This window comes from Paraburkholderia sprentiae WSM5005 (genome assembly GCF_001865575.2).
In the GTDB taxonomy this organism is placed as follows: Bacteria; Pseudomonadota; Gammaproteobacteria; order Burkholderiales; family Burkholderiaceae; genus Paraburkholderia; species Paraburkholderia sprentiae.
The window spans coordinates 2,392,545-2,411,367 of record NZ_CP017561.2; the positions used below are offsets into that span (position 1 = coordinate 2,392,545).

16 protein-coding genes and 1 tRNA gene are annotated in these 18,823 nt (G+C 62.9%); 5 read left to right on the forward strand and 12 right to left on the reverse strand.

Annotated elements, in window-relative coordinates; all coding sequences use genetic code 11:
* Positions 1–310 precede the first annotated feature (310 nt).
* From BJG93_RS10890 to BJG93_RS10905, 4 genes are all read left to right on the forward strand, one after another.
* Complete coding sequence (locus BJG93_RS10890; protein WP_034479550.1) at positions 311–469, forward strand: DUF3309 family protein; 159 nt, start codon at positions 311–313, stop codon at positions 467–469.
* 98 nt (positions 470–567) lie between these two features.
* Positions 568–644 (forward strand) — tRNA-Pro (locus BJG93_RS10895).
* Between the two features lie 218 nt (positions 645–862).
* Positions 863–1,321 (forward strand): SixA phosphatase family protein, encoded by a 459-nt coding sequence (locus tag BJG93_RS10900; protein ID WP_027198289.1) that lies wholly within the window; start codon positions 863–865, stop codon positions 1,319–1,321.
* A gap of 155 nt (positions 1,322–1,476) precedes the next feature.
* A complete protein-coding gene (locus tag BJG93_RS10905; protein WP_027198290.1) occupies positions 1,477–2,289 on the forward strand; it encodes a GNAT family N-acetyltransferase in 813 nt (270 codons plus the stop codon).
* 95 nt (positions 2,290–2,384) lie between these two features.
* On the opposite strand, the gene ppx is transcribed toward BJG93_RS10905, so the two are convergent.
* Positions 2,385–4,031: an exopolyphosphatase gene (gene ppx / locus BJG93_RS10910; RefSeq protein ID WP_034479553.1), complete on the reverse strand. Its 1,647-nt coding sequence runs from the start codon at positions 4,029–4,031 to the stop codon at positions 2,385–2,387.
* A 204-nt stretch (positions 4,032–4,235) separates the two neighbouring features.
* On the opposite strand from ppx, the gene ppk1 reads away from it, so the two are divergent.
* A complete protein-coding gene (ppk1, locus tag BJG93_RS10915) occupies positions 4,236–6,299 on the forward strand; it encodes a polyphosphate kinase 1 (protein ID WP_027198292.1) in 2,064 nt (687 codons plus the stop codon).
* Positions 6,300–6,423: 124 nt separating this feature from the next.
* On the opposite strand, the gene phoR is transcribed toward ppk1, so the two are convergent.
* The 11 genes from phoR to BJG93_RS10970 form a co-directional block, all read right to left on the reverse strand.
* A complete protein-coding gene (phoR, locus tag BJG93_RS10920; RefSeq protein ID WP_027198293.1) occupies positions 6,424–7,737 on the reverse strand; it encodes a phosphate regulon sensor histidine kinase PhoR in 1,314 nt (437 codons plus the stop codon).
* A gap of 83 nt (positions 7,738–7,820) precedes the next feature.
* Positions 7,821–8,522, reverse strand: coding sequence for a phosphate regulon transcriptional regulator PhoB (phoB, locus tag BJG93_RS10925; RefSeq protein ID WP_027198294.1), 702 nt, complete (start codon positions 8,520–8,522; stop codon positions 7,821–7,823).
* A 26-nt stretch (positions 8,523–8,548) separates the two neighbouring features.
* Positions 8,549–9,253, reverse strand: coding sequence for a phosphate signaling complex protein PhoU (gene phoU, locus BJG93_RS10930; RefSeq protein ID WP_027198295.1), 705 nt, complete (start codon positions 9,251–9,253; stop codon positions 8,549–8,551).
* Positions 9,254–9,281: 28 nt separating this feature from the next.
* Positions 9,282–10,130 (reverse strand): phosphate ABC transporter ATP-binding protein PstB, encoded by an 849-nt coding sequence (gene pstB / locus BJG93_RS10935; protein WP_027198296.1) that lies wholly within the window; start codon positions 10,128–10,130, stop codon positions 9,282–9,284.
* Between the two features lie 16 nt (positions 10,131–10,146).
* Positions 10,147–11,043 (reverse strand): phosphate ABC transporter permease PstA, encoded by an 897-nt coding sequence (gene pstA / locus BJG93_RS10940; protein ID WP_027198297.1) that lies wholly within the window; start codon positions 11,041–11,043, stop codon positions 10,147–10,149.
* Positions 11,040–12,041 carry a phosphate ABC transporter permease PstC gene (pstC, locus tag BJG93_RS10945; protein ID WP_027198298.1) on the reverse strand — a complete coding sequence of 334 codons (1,002 nt, stop codon included), beginning with the start codon at positions 12,039–12,041 and terminating at the stop codon, positions 11,040–11,042. Before pstC ends, pstA begins: the two co-directional genes overlap by 4 nt.
* A 160-nt stretch (positions 12,042–12,201) precedes the next feature.
* Positions 12,202–13,233 (reverse strand): phosphate ABC transporter substrate-binding protein PstS, encoded by a 1,032-nt coding sequence (gene pstS, locus BJG93_RS10950; protein ID WP_027198299.1) that lies wholly within the window; start codon positions 13,231–13,233, stop codon positions 12,202–12,204.
* Between the two features lie 340 nt (positions 13,234–13,573).
* Positions 13,574–14,932 (reverse strand): phosphoglucosamine mutase, encoded by a 1,359-nt coding sequence (gene glmM / locus BJG93_RS10955; RefSeq protein WP_027198300.1) that lies wholly within the window; start codon positions 14,930–14,932, stop codon positions 13,574–13,576.
* A 29-nt stretch (positions 14,933–14,961) separates the two neighbouring features.
* The gene (folP, locus tag BJG93_RS10960) at positions 14,962–15,858 is read right to left on the reverse strand and encodes a dihydropteroate synthase (RefSeq protein ID WP_034480077.1); all 897 of its coding nucleotides are present in this window, start codon (positions 15,856–15,858) and stop codon (positions 14,962–14,964) included.
* Between the two features lie 83 nt (positions 15,859–15,941).
* Entirely contained in the window at positions 15,942–17,831 is a 1,890-nt protein-coding gene (ftsH, locus tag BJG93_RS10965) for an ATP-dependent zinc metalloprotease FtsH (protein WP_027198302.1), read from the reverse strand.
* Between the two features lie 188 nt (positions 17,832–18,019).
* On the reverse strand, positions 18,020–18,682 hold the full coding sequence (locus tag BJG93_RS10970; RefSeq protein ID WP_027198303.1) for an RlmE family RNA methyltransferase: 663 nt from the start codon (positions 18,680–18,682) through the stop codon (positions 18,020–18,022).
* Positions 18,683–18,823: the final 141 nt, after the last annotated feature.

The following is an 18,823-nucleotide window of genomic DNA, read 5'->3' on the forward strand; positions in this document are numbered from 1 at the left end:
GTCGCGGCACCGGCATGTCACGGTGGCTCGGTTGCGCGCCCGCTCGGTGACGCGATGGCCGCCGTTGCGGCACATGCGCGCGCGGCGCGGCTCGATATACGCTGGACGGGCGCAATGCCCGTCCAGTTCCTCTCTACGCACTCATCCAACGACGACGCTTCGCGCGCCGCGCTCTGGTAGGCACATGCGTTGCTGATCCCGATCCAGCAAGCGGCGCGCGACCCGCACGTCGATTGCCGCGGCGCACAGGCGCCGAACCAGCATGACGATGCGGCCAGCGATTTCGCGGCCCCTCAACAAGGAGAACGCCATGACCGTCGGAACCATCCTGCTAATCGTACTCATCCTGCTGCTGATCGGTGCGTTGCCAAGCTGGCCGTATAGCAGCGGCTGGGGCTATAGACCGACTGGGCTCATCGGCGTCGTGCTGATCGTCGTGATCATTCTGCTGTTGATGGGGCGTATCTAGGCCACTGTGAGCCCACCGCGGCCAACTTCGTTGCCGGGACGATTCGCTCCGCTTAGGATTGACGCTCCTGTCCGCACCCCCTATACTCTCGGATTCGTCGGAGCGTAGCGCAGCCTGGTAGCGCATCTGATTTGGGATCAGAGGGTCGTAGGTTCGAATCCTATCGCTCCGACCACGAAAAGCAATGCGAAACCCGCGGAGCCTCCGGCTTCGCGGGTTTTTTGCTTTTTCGCTCGCATTACCGCGCACGCCGACGCCGGCCAGGCACTCGGCTTGCGAACCATCCCGCGTGCATGCGACAGTGCTTACGCATCTACCTCGATCCGCAGGCACGCCAAACCGAACGCAAACCCGCCGCAACGCCATCCTAAGCCGCTCAGAAAGGAGACTCGCATGGACCTGATCCTCTGGCGTCACGCCGAAGCCGAAGATGTCGCCGCGAGCGATCTCTCCCGCGCGCTCACCACGCGCGGCCGCAAGCAGGCACAGAACGCCGCGAAATGGCTGCGCGCCCGTCTGCCCGACGACGCGGTCATCCTCGCGAGTCCCGCAGTGCGCACCATCCAAACCGCCGAAACGTTGAGCGACCGGTACCGCGTCGTGCGCGAACTCGCGCCGAACGCAAGCGCGAACGACGTCCTCGAAGCGGCCGGCTGGCCCGGCGGCATTGCACAGACCGTGGTGATCGTCGGCCATCAACCGACGCTCGGCCACGTCGCCGCGCAACTGCTCGCCGACAGCCGCGCAAGCTGGCCGTTGAAGAAAGCCGGCATCTGGTGGATCGAGAGCCGCGAGCGCGACGGCGAACAACAGGCGGTGTTGCGCGCCGCCATCAGCCCCGATCTGATCTGACCGCGCGCGTCGCGCGACGCACCCGACATGACAGGCACATACGCGAGGGCTTACGGATCGTCATCCAATCGTCACGGCTTTGCCATGCGAGCGTCACCCCGTGTTACTACATTGGCGAGAAAAGAAATCCTCACTCTTTTCGACCTGGACAGCCAATGCGAGAACTGCCGACGCCCACCCTGCCCTTCGCCTCGCTTTTCGAACCGCGCCGTCTGCCGCGCGCCGAGGAAACGGTCACCGCGCAGCATCGCCTGCAAGTGTCGTGGGCGCGTACCGACGAAGAGCTGCGCGAAGCGCAGCGTCTGCGCTACCGCGTCTTCGCCGACGAAATGGGCGCGCGCCTCAGCGGCCCCGCCGGTCTCGACGTCGATGCATTCGATTCGTACTGCGATCATTTGCTGGTGCGCGACCTCGATACGCTAAAAGTAGTCGGCACATATCGCGCACTGCCGCCGCATCAGGCCGCGCGCATCGGGCGTCTGTATGCCGAAAGCGAGTTCGACGTGTCGCGTCTCACGCATCTGCGCCCGAAGATGGTCGAGGTGGGCCGCTCGTGCGTGCATCCTGACTATCGCAGCGGTTCGGTAATCATGTCGCTGTGGGCAGGGCTCGCCGCCTATATGAAGCACAACGGCTACGAGACGATGCTCGGCTGCGCGAGCGTCGCGATGGTCGATGGCGGCCACTATGCGGCGAACCTGTATTGCTCGCTGCGCGACAATGCGCTGACCGCGCCCGAATATCGCGCGTTTCCGCATACGCCGCTGCCTGTCGACGAACTGCAGACGGGCGCCGCCGTCGCGCCACCGCCGCTCGTGAAGGGGTATCTGCGTCTCGGTGCGAAGATTTGCGGCGCGCCGGCGTGGGACCCCGACTTCAATACCGCTGACTTTCTGACCCTGTTCCGTCTGTCCGATATCAACGCGCGTTACGCGCGGCACTTCCTTGGCGATGCGTTGCCGCGATAACGTGCGCCGCCTGAAGACGAAAAAGCCCTGCAGTGCAGGGCTTTTTCCGTTCATGCGCGAACTGGAAATCGAAGCGTGCGTCGATCTACAGCGCGTCAATCGTCCGTATAAACGACGCGATACGGAATCCCAACTTTCTCCCACTCCGCCGCTTCCTGAATCAGGCTGTAGTCGGTCAACGGATTGTTGGCGACCCACTCGTTCGGCAAACGCACCTCATAGCCCCCGTTCGCCCGAGCAACCGTGATGCCCGGCAGGCCGACGTCCGCGCGTCGACGGCACAGCAACGCCGCGAGCCGCAGGCAGAACAGCAACGGCCATTCGACGTCGCGCGTCTGCGACAGCTTGCCAAGCTTGCCCGCATGGCCGAGCACGAGCGCGGCGAGGCGCGCCTGGTCGGTGCGGGAAAAGCCCGGCATGTCGGCGTTGCTTGCGATATACGCCGAGTGCTTGTGATACGCGCTATGCGAGATCGACAACCCGATTTCATGCAGCGAGGCCGCCCAGCCGATGAACATGCGGTTCTCCGCGCGGCGTTCTTCGTCCGGCTCGGCGAACTGGTCGTAGAAGCTCGTCGACAGATCGCCGATACGCGCCGCCTGCGGACGATCGACGCCATAGCGGCGCATGAAGCCCTCGACCGTCACCGTGCGCATGTCCTCGTGCTGCGAACGGCCGAGCAGATCGTACATGACGCCGAGGCGCAGCGCGCCGTCGGTCGTGTCGACATAATCGACGCCGAGCTCGTCGAACACCGCGATCATGATCGACAGGCCGCCCGCGAGCACCGGCACGCGGTCGCTCTTGAGCGCGATCAGTTTCAGCCGGTTCACGTTTTCGGCCTTGATCAGCGCGCGCTTGAGCCGCTCGAGGCCGCCGCGCGAAATGCCGTGCGTGACACCCGCATCGTTGAAATTGTTCGCCTCGACCAGTTCGGCGAGCGCGCGCGCGGTGCCCGACGAGCCGATCGCCTGCTCCCAGCCCGTCTTCTTGTACTCGGCGGAAATGATCTGGATTTCGCGGCGCGCCGCGAGCTCCGCCTGGCGCATCGTGTACTCGTCGACGTTGCCGGCCGGGAAAAACGCGCGGCTATGGCTCACGCAGCCGATATACAGGCTCTCCATCTTGATCGGCGTGTAGTGCGAGCCGATGATGAATTCCGTCGAACCCCCGCCGATATCGACGACGAGCCGCTTGCCCGCGCTTGCCGGCACCGAGTGCGCGGCGCCCGCATAGATCAGACGCGCTTCCTCGCGCCCCGCGATCACTTCGATCGGAAATCCGAGCGCGGCTTGCGCCTCGCCGAGAAACTCGCCCGCGTTCTTCGCGATGCGCAGCGTATTGGTCGCGACTGCGCGCACGTGGTCCGGATGAAAGTCGCGCAGGCGCTCGCCGAAGCGCTTCAGCGCATCCCAGCCACGCACCTGCGACGCGCGATCGAGCATCTTGTCGCGCGATAGCCCGGCCGCGAGCCGCACCGGCTCGCGCAAGGCGTCGACCTGATAGATCTGGCTGCCCGCGTCGGTTTCCTCGACCCGGCCCACGATCAGCCGGAAGCTGTTCGAACCGAGATCGACGGCGGCGAGGAGATGAGGGGTATTGGCCATCGGATAAGCGTACTCCATGCGCGCGAGCGCGGCGGCGGCGGGCGGGGCGGCGGCCGCTGGCGGCGCCACGCGCCTGCCCGGCGCCTTCGGCGCATGCTGCGCGTCGCGGCCGGCCGCACTGTTCAAAGACGCCATTCTAAGCGTAGCAGCCTTCACAATGTCACCTCGCGGCGCAGGGAGTTCGGTATCGTCGCATATGCAGCGCGTCATATTGACGACAGAAGACGATTGCGGCATAAAATGTTAGAAACCCTGCCGATGTCATCAGGACGTCATCAAACCGTGAGAATTTCCGAGCGTCTTTCCGTCTCCATTTCAGACATTCCAATCTCGCAACCGATGTCCGTCCGCTATCCCTTATTGAATCGCGAGCTGGGCATTCTGGGTTTCAACGAGCGCGTGTTGGCGCAAGCCGCCGACCCTGCCGTCCCCTTGCTCGAACGTCTCCGCTTCATCTGCATCACCAGCAGCAACCTCGACGAATTCTTCGAAGTCCGCATGGCCGGGCTTCAGGAACAGATGCGCGACAATCCCGGTGGCTTGTCGCCCGACGGCATGTCGCTGCAGCACGTCTACGACCTCGTGGTCGAACGGGCGCAGAAGCTCGTGCATCGCCAGTACACGATGCTGCATGACACGGTGCTCAGCGCGCTCGAACAGGAAGGCATCTATTTCCACGGAACCGAAGCATGGAGCGACGCGCAGACCGAATGGGCGCGCAACTACTTCTTCGACGAACTGCTGCCGGTGTTGACGCCGATCGGTCTCGATCCCGCGCATCCGTTTCCACGCGTGCTGAACAAGAGCCTGAACTTCGTCGTCGAACTCGAGGGCAAGGATGCGTTCGGCCGTCAGGCGATGATGGGCATCGTGCAGGCGCCGCGCGCACTGCCGCGCCTCGTGCGCATGCCGCAGGAACTGTCGGGCTATCCGCATGGGTTCGTACTGCTGAGTTCGCTGCTGCAACACTTTGTCGGCGAGCTGTTTCCGAATCTGGTCGTGCGCAGCTGCAATCAGTTTCGCATCACGCGCAACAGCGAACTGTTCGTCGACGAAGATGAAATCACGAATCTGCGCGTCGCGTTGCAGGGCGAACTGCCGGCGCGGCATCTGGGCAATGCGGTGCGGCTCGAAGTGTCGGCGGAAACGCCCCCGCACGTAGTCCGGCGCCTGCTCGACGAAAGCGGTCTGTCGAACAAGGACTGCTACTACGTGAACGGCCCCGTCAATCTGGTGCGGCTGATGCAGCTGCCCGAGATGGTCGACCGGCCGGATCTGAAGTTCGTGCCGCATATTCCGTCGACGCCGAGGCAGATCGCCAACAGCGCAAGCATGTTCGACGTGATCAATCAGGGCGACGTGCTGCTGCATCATCCATACGAAAGCTTCCAGCCGGTGCTCGAGCTGCTGTTGCAGGCGGCCAAAGACCCGAACGTGGTCGCGATCAAGCAGACCATCTACCGCACCGGCACCGACTCGCCGCTAATGGACGCGCTGATGCAGGCCGCGCGCAACGGCAAGGAAGTGACGGTGGTCGTCGAGTTGCTCGCGCGCTTCGACGAGGAAACCAACATCAACTGGGCCTCGCAGCTCGAAGCGGTCGGCGCGCATGTGGTCTACGGCGTGGTCGGCCACAAGTGCCACGCGAAGATGATGCTGATCGTGCGACGCGTATTGGCGGGCGGCAAGTCGACCCTCAAGCGCTACGTGCACCTCGGCACCGGCAACTATCATCCGCGCACCGCGCGCCTCTATACCGACTTCGGTCTGATGACCGCCGATCAGAAGATCTGTGAGGACGTACACCATGTGTTCCAGCAGCTGACCGGAATCGGCGGCGAACTGAAGCTGCACGAGCTGTGGCAATCGCCGTTCACACTGCATCCGAAGCTCGTCGAGGCGATTCGCAAGGAAGCCGAACATGCGCGCGCGGGCAACAAGGCGCGCATCGTCGCAAAGATGAACGCGCTGCTCGAGCCGACCGTGATCGCCGAGCTATACGAAGCGTCGCAGGCCGGCGTGAAGATCGATCTGATCGTGCGCGGCGTGTGCTCGCTGCAGCCGGGCGTGCAAGGGCTCTCCGAGAACATCACGGTGCGTTCGATCGTCGGGCGCTTTCTCGAACACCATCGCATCTACTACTTCTACGACGGCGGCAAAGAGCAGGTCTATCTGTCGAGCGCCGACTGGATGGATCGCAATCTGTTCCGGCGCGTCGAAGTCGCATTCCCGATCAACAACCGGCGGCTGAAGCGACGTGTGATCGCGGAAGGGCTATCGGCGTTTCTCGGCGACAACCAGTCGGCCTGGCTGATGCAGAGCGACGGTCACTATCGCCGGCGCCGGCCGGGCAAGGCGTCGCGCAATGCGCAGATGAGTCTGCTTGGCAAGTTCTGCGCGTAGCCGCTCGCGCTTCGGGTGCTCGCCGTGACAGCGCGCGCTTCAGCTTCAATAGGCGCGCGCATAAAAAAACCGCCCTTTTTAGGCGGTTTTTTTCATGGATCGACCGGTCGGCCGACTGCCGCGTTCAAACCTGCGCAGTTTGACAAAGCGCGGTCCGATACAGCGGAAAGCGCACCGTGAACGTGCTGCCGCGCCCTTCTTCGCTCTTCACGTCGAGTTGCGCATCGTGCCGTTGCAGAACGTGCTTGACGATCGCGAGACCGAGCCCGGTGCCGCCGGTGTCGCGCGAACGGCTGCGGTCGACGCGATAGAAGCGCTCAGTGAGCCGCGGGATATCGGTGGCCGGAATGCCGAGTCCGCTATCGGTGACCGAGAACACCGCATGGCCGCCCTGCGCACGCCAGCTCACCTTGATCGAGCCGCCATCGGGCGTATAGCGGATCGCGTTGGTCACCAAATTGCCGAACGCGCTGAGGATCTCGGTTTCGACGCCGGTGACGGTGAGCCCCTCGTCGGCATCGAAAACGATCTTGTGATGATCGCTGGACAGGCTTTGAGCATCGTCGTGCAGATGCCGCAATACCGCGCGCATGTCGATCATCTGATCGCTCGGCTGCTTGTTGTCGCCTTCGAGCTTCGCGAGCACCAGCAGATCGCTGACGATGTGACGCATGCGCGACGCTTGTTGCTCCATCAGCTCGAGATAGCGTGCGCGCTCGGCTTCGCCCAACGGCAGCTCGCGCATCGTCTCCAGAAAACCGGACAGCACCGTGAGCGGCGTCTTCAATTCGTGCGACACGTTGGCGACGAAGTCACGCCGCATCGCATCGGTGCGCTCGAGTTCGGTGATGTCCTGCGACAGCACCAGCTTGCGATTGTCGCCGTATGGAAACACCTGCACCGACAGCACGTTCTGGCGCTTGTCGCCCATGCCGCGCATGATCAGCATTTCCTCGTAGCGATGCGAATTCAGATAGCGCACGAAGTCCGGATGACGCACCAGATGCGTGATGTGCTGACGCAGATCGCGCTTTGCATCGAGCCCGAAGTGGCTTTCGGAAATCGCATTGCACCACTCGATCTGATCGTGATCGTCGAGCATCGCAACGCCGTTCGGCGATGCCTGGATCGCCTGGATGAAACGCGAATGCTGCTGCTCGACCTGACGCACCTGTGCGTGCCAGCGCTTCGCGAGCTTGTGCAGACGGTAGTAGATTTCGCCCCAGATGCCGGGGGCGCTCGGCACTTCGCCGTACACCGGCGCGTCGAGCAGACGCCACAGACGCTGCTTGTGAAAGGTACTGAAGATGCTCTGCGCGAGCAGCAGGACGATGGCGAGAGCGAGCCCTGCCTTGACGTTCACCAGTGCGCCGACCACCGCGCACAGAACAGCAAGCAGCACGACCGACACGATGGAGCGCGCCCAGATGATGTTCATGATCTAGCGATCGAAGAGAAAATACAGCGCAGTAAGGAGGTGGCGGCACCGCGCAACGGTGTGCCGTGCGCCGCCGACGGCTATCAGGCGCTCTTCGCCAGCCGGTAGCCGCTGCCGCGTACCGTTTCAATCATAGCATCGCACCCGGCCGGCTTAAGTGCCGCGCGCAGACGCTTGATATGCACGTCGACGGTACGCTCCTCGACGAATACGTGATCGCCCCACACCTGATCGAGCAATTGCGTGCGGCTGTGCACGCGCTCCGGATGAGTCATGAAGAAGTGCAGCAGACGGAATTCTGTCGGGCCGAGATCGAGCTTGATGTCGCTGCCTTCCGCATGCGCGGCGACGCGGTGAGTGGCCGGATCCAGCTTCAGACCGTTGATCGCGACGACGTCTTCGGTCAACTGCGGCGCGCGGCGGCGCAGCACCGCCTTGATGCGCGCCATCAGTTCCTTCGGCGAGAACGGCTTCGTCACGTAGTCGTCCGCGCCGATTTCGAGACCGAGCACCTTGTCCTGCTCGTCGCCGCGCGCGGTCAGCATGATGATCGGAATATGCTTGGTGCGCTCGTTGTTGCGCAGATCGCGCGCGAACGAAATACCCGATTTGCCCGGCAACATCCAGTCGAGCAGCACGAGATCGGGCAGCACGTCGCTGATCAGGTTGTGCGCCTGCTCCGCGTTGTACGCGCGAATCGGGCAGTGCCCGGCGTGTTGAAGATTGACCGAAATCAGTTCGGAAATGGCGGGCTCATCTTCAATGACGAGAATGCTGCTGGGCATCGGCACCTCTGTTCCTTATCTCTGGATTAGCTGAGCGCTTCGCGCTCGAGCGCGTCGCGCGACTGGTGCCGCACGTCGGTACCCTTCACGATGTAAATGATGAATTCAGCGATGTTCTTCGCGTGGTCGCCAATCCGCTCGATCGCCTTGGCGATGAACAGAAAGTCGAGGCCCACCGAGATCGAACGCGGGTCCTCGGTCATATACGAAATCAGCTTGCGCACGAACGCGCGGAATTCCTCGTCGATCGCCTTGTCGTCGCGCACGATTTGCGCGGCGGCGACCGTGTCCAGACGCGCGAACGCGTCGAGCGCGCGACGCAGGATCGACACGGCCATTTCACCGGACAGCTTGATCTCGGCGATGTTGATGGTGCGCGATGCGCCGTCTTCCATCAGACGCTTGGTGCGCTTCGCGATCTTTTCGGCTTCGTCGCCGGCGCGCTCGAGGTTCGTGATCGTCTTCGAGATCGCGATCAGCAAGCGCAGATCGCGCGCGGCCGGCTGGCGGCGCGCGATGATGTTGCTGCACTCCTCGTCGATCTCGACTTCCATCTTGTTCAGACGATCTTCGGCGACGATCACCTGCTCGGCGATGTCGAGGTCGAATTCATTGAGTGCCTGCATCGCGTTGACGATCTGCGATTCGACGAGGCCGCCCATTTCGAGCACCTTCGACGAAACCAGATTCAGATCGGCGTCGAACTGGCTGGACAAATGTTTATCGGACATGTCGTACTCCGTTGTATTGCCCGGCGGATCAGCCGAAGCGGCCTGTGATGTAGTCCTCGGTTTCCTTGCGGACCGGCTTGATGAAGATCTTTTCGGTGTCGCCGAATTCGATCAGTTCGCCGAGGTACATATAGGCAGTGTAGTCCGAACAGCGGGCCGCCTGCTGCATGTTGTGCGTGACGATCACGACCGTGTAGTCGCTCTTGAGTTCGGCAATCAGCTCTTCGATGCGGCCCGTCGAGATCGGGTCGAGCGCCGAGCACGGCTCGTCGAGCAGCAGCACTTCGGGGCGAATCGCGATACCGCGCGCGATGCACAGACGCTGCTGCTGGCCGCCCGACAAACCGTAGCCGCTCTGGCCGAGCTTGTCCTTCACTTCGTTCCACAGCGCCGCCTTCGTCAGCGCCCATTCGACGCGGTCGTCCATTTCCGAGCGCGACAGCTTCTCGAACATCTTCACGCCGAAAGCGATGTTGTCGTAGATCGACATCGGGAACGGCGTCGGCTTCTGGAACACCATGCCGATGCGCGCGCGCAGCAGAGAAATGTCCTGGCGCGTAGTCAGCAGATTTTCGCCGTCCATCACGATCTCGCCTTCCGCGCGCTGCTCCGGATAGAGCGCGTACATCTTGTTGAAGGTACGCAGCAGTGTCGACTTGCCGCAACCCGACGGGCCGATGAACGCGGTCACCTTGCCTTCGGGAATCTGCAGATTGATGTTCTTCAGCGCGTGATACTTGCCGTAAAAGAAGTTGAGGTCCTTGACCTCGATCTTCGGACGCGCCGGCGTTTGCGCGTGAGCGCTGTGTTCGGGGTCGGAGCCCGCGGGCGCGACTGCGTGCCCGAACGGATTGAGTTGGGTTTCTGCCATGTTCATCGGATTCACTCCGCCCTTACTTGTTCGAGAAGATCGTGCGCGCGAGGATGTTCAGTCCAAGCACCGCAAGCGTGATCAGGAAGACGCCGGCCCACGCGAGCGATTGCCACTGCGCGAACGGGCTCATAGCAAACTTGTAGATCGTGACCGGCAGGTTCGCGACCGGCTGGCCCATATCGAGCGAGAAGAACTGGTTCGACAAAGCGGTGAAAAGCAGCGGCGCGGTTTCGCCGGCAATCCGCGCGACCCCGAGCAGCACACCGGTGACGATACCCGCAATCGACGCCTTCAGCGTGATCGACAGTACCATCTTCCACTTCGGCGTGCCGAGTGCGAACGCGGCTTCACGCATCGCGTTCGGCACGAGTTTCAGCATGTTTTCGGTCGTGCGGATCACGATCGGAACTTGCAGCAGCGCCAGCGCGAGCACGCCGGCCCAGCCGCTGAAGTGCCCGAGCTTCGCGACGACGAGCGCGTAGACGAATAGACCGATGACGATCGACGGCGCCGACAGCAGGATGTCGTTGATGAAGCGCGTGAGGTTCGCGAGCCAGCCTTTCTGGCCGTATTCGGCGAGATAGACGCCCGCCATGATGCCGATCGGCGTGCCGACGAAGGTCGCGAGCGCGACCAGCATCAGGCTGCCGACGATTGCGTTGGCGAGACCGCCGCCATCGGTGTTGGGCGGCGGCGTCGACTGCGTAAACAGTTCGACCGACAGACCGCCGACACCGAGACGCAGCGTCGTATAGAGGATCCACACGAGCCACAGGAGGCCGAACGCCATCGCAGCGAGCGACAGCGTCAGCGCGATCGCGTTCGTCATGCGACGGCGCCCTTGCAGACGCACGCGCATCGTTTCGAGCGTCGCGGGGTCCTTCAGATCCGGCATGTTCAGAGACGGCCCGCTCATTTCGCGCCCTCCCCTTTCTCGAGACGCAGCAGCATGAACTTGGAAATCGCCAGCACGATGAAAGTAATCACGAACAGGATCAGGCCGAGTTCCATCAGCGCCGACGTGTGCAGGCCCGGGTCCGCTTCCGCGAACTCGTTGGCGAGCGCCGACGTGATGCTGTTGCCCGGTGAAAACAACGAAATATTGTCGAGCAGATTGGTGTTGCCGATCACGAACGTGACCGCCATGGTCTCACCCAGCGCGCGGCCGAGGCCAAGCATGATGCCGCCGATCACGCCGCTCTTGGTGAACGGCAGCACGATCTTCCACATCACTTCCCACGTCGTGCAGCCGATACCGTAGGCCGATTCCTTCAGCAGCACCGGCGTCACTTCGAACACGTCGCGCATCACCGATGCGATGTACGGGATGATCATGATCGCAAGGATCACGCCCGCGCAGAGAATGCCGATGCCGATCGGCGGACCGGCAAACAGCGCGCCGACGATCGGAATGCCGCCGAGCACGGCGCCGAGCGGCTTCTGGAACCACACCGCGAAGATCGGCGCGAACACGAGCAGACCCCACATGCCGTACACGATCGACGGAATCGCGGCGAGCAGTTCGATCGCGATGCCGAGCGGCCGGCGCAGCCAAGCGGGCGACTGTTCAGTCAGAAACAGCGCGATGCCGAAGCTAACGGGTACCGCGATGATGAGAGCGATGATCGACGTCGCGAGGGTGCCGTAGATCGGCACGAGCGCCCCAAATTGCTTGCTGGGTGGATCCCAGACCGCCGTCCACAGGAACGCGAGACCGAACTCGCGAATCGACGGCATCGAGGCGATTATGAGGGACAAGATGATGCCGCCCAGCAGCAACAGCGTGACGATGGCGGAAAGGCGTGCGAGGCCACCGAAGATCACATCGCCGGAGCGGCCAGGCGCTTTCTGCTGCGACGCGCTGCCAGGCGGAGTGGCCCGGCTCGTGCCGGACGCTAAATGAATATCGGACATGAGAGCCTGAGGGACCTGTTTCCAGTTGCCGGACGACACATGTCGGGCGGTCGGTGATGCATGCGGCGCATGCCGCGTGAATGCCACCGGCCGTTCTCGCACGAGCACGGCCGGGGTGCTACGGGGCGCAGTCCTGATCGACCGCGCCCGCTTACGCCTGTTACTCGGCGAGCGTCTTGCCGGCCGAATCCTTCACCTTCTGCTTCCACTGCGTGCGAATTTCCGACACAACCGATTCCGGCAGCGAGATGTAGTCCAACTCGTTCGCAGCCTGACCGCCGTTCTTGAACGCCCAGTCGAAGAACTTCAGCGTTTCCGTGCCTTGCGGTGCCTTGTCCTGCGTCGTGTGCAGCAGCACGAAGGTCGCGCCGACGATCGGCCATGCGTTCTTGCCGGGCTCGTTCGTCAGGATCTGGTAGAACGACTTCGACCAGTCGGCGCCAGCAGCCGCTGCCTTGAAGGTTTCGGTTTGCGGCTCGACCACTGCGCCGGCTTCGTTCTTCATCGCGACGTAGTTCATGTGGTTCTGCTTAGCGTACGCCCATTCGACGTAGCCGATCGCGCCCGGCAGACGCTGCACGAAAGCCGCGACGCCGTCGTTGCCCTTGCCGCCCGTACCGGTCGGCCAGTTGACCGTCGAACCTTCGCCGACCTTCGCCTTCCATTCGGGGTTGACCTTCGACAGGTAGTTCGTCCAGATGAAGCTGGTGCCCGAACCATCAGCGCGGCGCACCACGGCGATGTCCAGATCCGGCAGCTTGACCTTCGGGTTCAGCGCGGCGATTGCCGGGTCGTTCCACTTCTTGATCTTGCCCAGGTAGATGTCGCCGAGGACTTCACCCGACAGCACCAATTCGCCCGGCTTCACGCCCGGCACGTTGACTGCCGGCACCACGCCGCCGACCACCGTCGGGAACTGGAACAGGCCGTCCTTGGCGAGTTGGTCGTCCTTCAGCGGCGCGTCCGAACCGGCGAAATCGACGGTCTTCGCGACGATCTGCTTCACACCGCCCGACGAACCGATACCTTGATAGTTGACCTTGCCGCCGCCGGACTTCTGATAAGCGTCGGCCCACTTCGTGTAAATCGGTGCCGCGAACGTGCTGCCCGCGCCGGTGATGTCTGCGGCTTGCGCTGCGATTGCGAAGAGCGCGCCAGCGACGCCAGCGAACACGGTTTGCATCAATTTCATGAGACCTCCAGGGAGTGTGAGCGTGTGGTGGGAGCGGAAAACTCGATCACCGCGAAGCTTAGGGTCTCTTTATGACAAAAACGTGACTGATCGTGAATCAGATGTGACAGCAATATTACCCGGTGAAAGGTTTCGGGATGGACTGATCGCGACCGGTGCGATGCACGTCCGGTCGCAATTTTTAAGGTGGGTGAAAAAAGCTCGGGCGCGAACGTTTGCGCGCTGCGTGAAGAGGAATTTTGCGCGGCAGGCGTCGATGTTTTGGCGGGTGCGCGTGGGGTTTCATCGGGCCGGGGATTGCGCCGAGGTCTGCGGGTAAAGCCCGGCCTGACGGCGACGGTCAGGCCGTCGCTTCCCGCACGGCTTCGGCGATCGCCTCAGAATGCTCGAGCGCGTCCGCGACGTTTTGCGCCTCCACCATCACGCGCAGTACCGGCTCGGTACCCGACGCCCGGATCAGCACGCGACCGCGGCCGTCGAGCGCGCCTTCGGCCACCTTGATCGCGCTGCGAATCGTCTCGCTGCCCCTCCAGTCCGCGCCGGGCTTCATGCGCACGTTGATCAGCTTCTGCGGGAACAGCGTGACACCCTCGAGCAGATCCGCGAGCGATTTGCCGCTGCGCTGCATCGCCGCGAGCACGAGCAGCGCGGAGACGATTCCGTCGCCGGTCGAATGGCGATCGAGCGACAGAATGTGGCCCGAGCCTTCCGCGCCGAGTTGCCAGCCGTGCTCGCGAAGCTGTTCGAGCACATAGCGGTCGCCGACCGCGGCGCGCACGAACTTCACACCGGCGTTCTGCAGCGCGACCTCCACAGCCATGTTGGTCATCAGCGTACCGACCGCTCCTTCCACATGGCCGGCGGTCGCGATACGGTCTTTGACCAGGACGTACAACAGCTCGTCGCCGTTGAACAGACGGCCGGATTCGTCGACGACCTGCAGACGGTCGGCGTCGCCATCGAGCGCGATACCGAGGTCCGCGTGGTTTGCACGCACCGCGCGCACCAGCGCATCGGGCGCCGTCGCGCCGACGCCGTCGTTGATATTGAAGCCGTTCGGCGAGACGCCGATCGGGATCACTTCCGCGCCGAGCTCGTGGAACACATGCGGCGCGACGTCGTAAGCGGCGCCATGCGCGCAATCGACGACGAGCTTCATGCCGCGCAGGTCGTACGCGGCCGGGAACGTGCTCTTGCAGAATTCGATGTAGCGGCCAGCCGCGTCGTCGAGACGGCGCGCCTTGCCCAGTTGCTCCGAGGCCGCGCACGCGAGCGGCAGCTCGAGCTGCACCTCGATCTGCGCTTCGACGTCGTCCGGCAGCTTGTTGCCGTCGGCCGAGAAGAACTTGATCCCGTTGTCGTAGTACGGGTTGTGCGATGCGCTGATAACGACGCCCGCGGCAAGCCGCAGTGCGCGCGTCAGATAGGCGATGCCGGGCGTCGGCATCGGGCCGGCCAGCATCACGTCGACACCGGCCGCCGAAAAGCCCGATTCCAGCGCAGCCTCGAGCATGTAGCCCGATACCCGCGTGTCCTTGCCGATCAAGACCGTCGGGCGGGTGCCCGTTTTCGCCCATTGATCGGCGCCCGCGAGCACCTTGCCGGCCGCGTAGCCGAGCCGTAACACGAATTCCGGCGTGATCGGGCTTTCGCCCACCTTGCCTCGAATGCCGTCCGTTCCGAAGTAACGACGCGCCATATTTGTTCTCCCTGTATGTGGCTGCGGGTTCAACCGTGCGCGCGGCTCTGATTGGCAGCGTCGCGCAGGGTTGCCCATACTTTCAATGCATCGAGTGTTTGCGCGACGTCGTGTACGCGCAGAATCGCGGCGCCTCGCTCGGCGGCACACACTGCCGCGGCGATGCTGCCGGCCACGCGCTCCGGCGCCGGCCGCGCCGTCACCGCGCCCACCATCGACTTGCGCGACATGCCCGCAAGGATCGGATACGGTGACGCGGCGCGCGGCGCCGTGTCGCGCAGATGCGCGAGCAACGCGTAGTTGTGCTCGACGACGGCCTTGCCGAAGCCGAAACCCGGATCGACGCAAATGCGCTCGCGCGCAATCCCCGCCTGCTGCAACGTCGCGACGCGCTCCTCGAGGAAGTGGCGTACGTCGCTGACAACGTCGACATAGTGCGGCTCGCCGAGCTGCATGGTCTGCGGCTCACCTAGCATATGCATGACACAAAGGCCGCAGTCGCTGTCGCGCACCGCGTCGATCGCACCGGGCATACGGAAGCCCCATATGTCGTTGATCAGGTCGGCGCCCGCGCTCAACGCACGACGCATCACTTCGGGCTTGTATGTATCGACCGACAACGGCACGTTCGCACCGTGCAGTTGCTCGACGAGCGGTATCACGCGCTCCAGCTCTTCGTCGAGCGGCACCGGCGGCGCGCCGGGACGCGTCGATTCCCCGCCGATATCGATGATGTCCGCGCCCTCGAGCATCATGCGCTCGGCCTGGCGCAGCGCATCGCCGCGCATCGCGTACATGCCGCCATCGGAGAAGGAATCGGGAGTGACGTTCAGGATGCCCATGACCAACGGGCGTTCAAACGTCAGCTTGAAGCGGCCGCATTGCAGCGGCTCGGGAAGGGGTACGGAAGAATCGACTTTCGACACGTAGCAATGCTTCACTTGGAACGGATAAATGCAAAACGGGCCGGTGTGTAGCACACCGGCCCGCACTTTCTACTGGCTGCCGATCAGGCCGGCGCGGTTGCGCTGCCCGGCTTGACTTCGGTGCCCGGGCTGCCGCCCGACGAGGCGTCGGTTGCCGACGGCGGCGAGCTCTTTGGCGAACGCGGCGGACGGCCTGCCATGATGTCGTTGATCTGATCAGCGTCGATCGTCTCCCACTCCATCAGTGCGGCGGTCATCGCTTCGACCTTGTCGCGGTTCTCTTCGAGCAGGCGCCGTGAGAGATTGTACTGCTCGTCCAGCACACGGCGGATTTCCGCGTCGACCTTCTGCTGCGTCGCTTCCGAAATGGTCCGCGTAAAGCCGCGGCCGAACGGCGAAGCGTCGTTTTCATCGTCGACATAGACCATCGGTCCGAGCGCGTCCGTCATGCCGAAGCGGGCAACCATTGCGCGGGCCGTCTGGGTCGCCTTGTTGAAGTCGTCCGACGCGCCGGTGCTGATCAGGTTCAGGAACAGCTCTTCCGCCACGCGGCCACCGAACAGGATGGCAAGACGGTCGAGCAGATATTCCTTCGAGTACGTTTCGTTGTCATGCTCCGGCAACTGCCACGTGACCCCCAGCGCACGGCCGCGCGGAATGATCGTGACCTTGTGCACCGGATCGGCCTTCGGCAACAGCTTCGCGATCACCGCGTGACCCGATTCGTGATAGGCGGTAGCACGCTTCGATTCTTCGCGAATGACGGCCGACTTGCGCTCCGGGCCCATGAAGATCTTGTCCTTCGCGTCCTCGAAGTCCGTCATTTCGACGATGCGCTTGCCGCGGCGCGCCGCGAACAGTGCTGCTTCGTTGACGAGATTCGCGAGATCGGCGCCCGAGAAACCCGGCGTGCCGCGCGCGATCACTGCCGCATCGACGTCGTTCGAGATCGGCACCTTGCGCAGGTGCACCTTCATGATGTGCTCGCGGCCGCGGATATCGGGCAGACCGACGTACACCTGACGGTCGAAACGCCCCGGACGCAGGAGCGCCTTGTCGAGCACATCCGAACGGTTCGTCGCGGCGATTACGATGACGCCCGAGTTCGCCTCGAAGCCGTCCATTTCGACGAGCATCTGGTTCAGCGTCTGTTCGCGCTCGTCGTTACCGCCGCCCATGCCGGCGCCGCGATGACGGCCAACTGCGTCGATTTCGTCGATGAACACGATACACGGCGCGTGCTTCTTCGCCTGCTCGAACATGTCGCGCACGCGAGCCGCGCCGACGCCGACGAACATTTCCACGAAGTCCGAACCCGAAATACTGAAGAACGGCACCTTCGCCTCGCCGGCGATAGCACGCGCGAGCAGCGTCTTACCGGTTCCCGGCGGGCCAACGAGCAGCACGCCGCGCGGAATACGACCACCGAGCTTCTGGAATTTCTGCGGATCGCGCAGGAAGTCGACGAGCTCCGACACTTCTTCCTTGGCTTCGTCGCACCCAGCGACGTCGGTGAAATTGATCGCGTTGTTGTTCTCGTCAATCAGCCGCGCGCGCGACTTGCCAAACGAGAAGGCCCCGCCTTTGCCGCCCCCCTGCATCTGTCGCATCATGTAGAACCAGAAACCGATGATCAGGATCGTCGGGCCGAGGTAATACAGCACGGACATCAGTGCATTGGGTTCGTCGTCAGCCTTGCCGCTCACCTGGACGCCATACTTCATCAGATCGCCGACCATCCAGATGTCGCCGGGCGACACGATCTGGTATTTCTGGCCGTCTGCTGGAGTGACCGTGAGGTTCCGCCCCTGGACAATGACGTTCTTGACTTTGCCGTTCTTCGCGTCGTCCATGAACTGCGAATAGGAAACACCTTCCTGGACACGGGGCTTGTCGAACTGCTTGAACACCGTAAACAGCACCAGTGCGATTACCAGCCACACTGCTGCTTTCGAAAACATATTGTTGTTCAAAGCACCACTCCTTCACTTAGACGGGCGCCTACATTTGCCTTGCGGCACCACGAAAGCATTCTAATCCAGTCCGCAAACCCCTGCCATAACGTTTCACTACCACGGAAATAGGGTAGCGGGCCAGCTCGATGCCGACCTCCGACGCATAGCCTCATTATTTGCAGAGGTGGAAATGGATCGCTGCACCCCTATGCGGGACGCTTCAGATGCTTACCCAAAATAAACGTTTCTGACGATTTATCCCGCGACGCCTTCGGCTTGCGGGCAGCCACCACCTTGAATTGGCGCTTGAACTTTTCGACAATCTGACTATAGCCGCTTCCATGAAAGCATTTGACTAAAAGGGCACCATCCGATTTCAGGTGATTTTGCGCGAATTCGAGCGCGAGATCGCATAAATGCTCGATCCGCGCCGCATCCGCGAGTGCCACGCCAGACAGGTTGGGCGCCATATCGGAAATTACAAGGTCTACCTGGCGCGCACCGACCAATTCTTCGAGCTGAACCAGCACCGAGTCTTCGCGAAAATCGCCCTGGATGAAGTGCACGTCGGCGACGGGCTCCATCGGCAGCAGGTCCAAAGCGATGATCGTGCCGTCGATGCCACCTTCGCGCTCTATGTTGCGCTGCGCGCCACCCGCGAGCTTATTGCGCGCGTACTGGCTCCAGCTGCCTGGCGACGAACCCAGATCGACGATCACCTGCCCCGGGCGGATCAGCTTGTCCTGCTCGTCGATTTCCTTCAGCTTGTAAGCCGCACGGGCGCGATATCCTTCCCGCTGCGCCATTTTGACGTACGGATCGTTGATGTGGTCATGCAGCCACGCGGTGTTGAACTTGTTTTTTGCCATTAAAGATTGAACTATTGCTGCGTCGGGTCGCGCTTTAGGGGATAATACGCGGTTAATTCGCGCGGCCACCGCCAAACTGGCGGCTGTCCGCGATTCTGTTGTTCTGACGCGCGCCCTGCCGAATCGAGCCGCCCGAATCGC

Excerpts from the sequence above, each read along its gene's own strand:
- BJG93_RS10890 (WP_034479550.1), top strand. The coding sequence starts at position 311 with ATGACCGTCGGAACCATCCTGCTAATCGTACTCATCCTGCTGCTGATC.
- BJG93_RS10900 (WP_027198289.1), top strand. The coding sequence starts at position 863 with ATGGACCTGATCCTCTGGCGTCACGCCGAAGCCGAAGATGTCGCCGCG.
- BJG93_RS10905 (WP_027198290.1), top strand. The coding sequence starts at position 1,477 with ATGCGAGAACTGCCGACGCCCACCCTGCCCTTCGCCTCGCTTTTCGAA.
- ppx (WP_034479553.1), bottom strand. The coding sequence starts at position 4,031 with ATGGCGTCTTTGAACAGTGCGGCCGGCCGCGACGCGCAGCATGCGCCG.
- ppk1 (WP_027198292.1), top strand. The coding sequence starts at position 4,236 with ATGTCCGTCCGCTATCCCTTATTGAATCGCGAGCTGGGCATTCTGGGT.
- phoR (WP_027198293.1), bottom strand. The coding sequence starts at position 7,737 with ATGAACATCATCTGGGCGCGCTCCATCGTGTCGGTCGTGCTGCTTGCT.
- phoB (WP_027198294.1), bottom strand. The coding sequence starts at position 8,522 with ATGCCCAGCAGCATTCTCGTCATTGAAGATGAGCCCGCCATTTCCGAA.
- phoU (WP_027198295.1), bottom strand. The coding sequence starts at position 9,253 with ATGTCCGATAAACATTTGTCCAGCCAGTTCGACGCCGATCTGAATCTG.
- pstB (WP_027198296.1), bottom strand. The coding sequence starts at position 10,130 with ATGAACATGGCAGAAACCCAACTCAATCCGTTCGGGCACGCAGTCGCG.
- pstA (WP_027198297.1), bottom strand. The coding sequence starts at position 11,043 with ATGAGCGGGCCGTCTCTGAACATGCCGGATCTGAAGGACCCCGCGACG.
- pstC (WP_027198298.1), bottom strand. The coding sequence starts at position 12,041 with ATGTCCGATATTCATTTAGCGTCCGGCACGAGCCGGGCCACTCCGCCT.
- pstS (WP_027198299.1), bottom strand. The coding sequence starts at position 13,233 with ATGAAATTGATGCAAACCGTGTTCGCTGGCGTCGCTGGCGCGCTCTTC.
- glmM (WP_027198300.1), bottom strand. The coding sequence starts at position 14,932 with ATGGCGCGTCGTTACTTCGGAACGGACGGCATTCGAGGCAAGGTGGGC.
- BJG93_RS10970 (WP_027198303.1), bottom strand. The coding sequence starts at position 18,682 with ATGGCAAAAAACAAGTTCAACACCGCGTGGCTGCATGACCACATCAAC.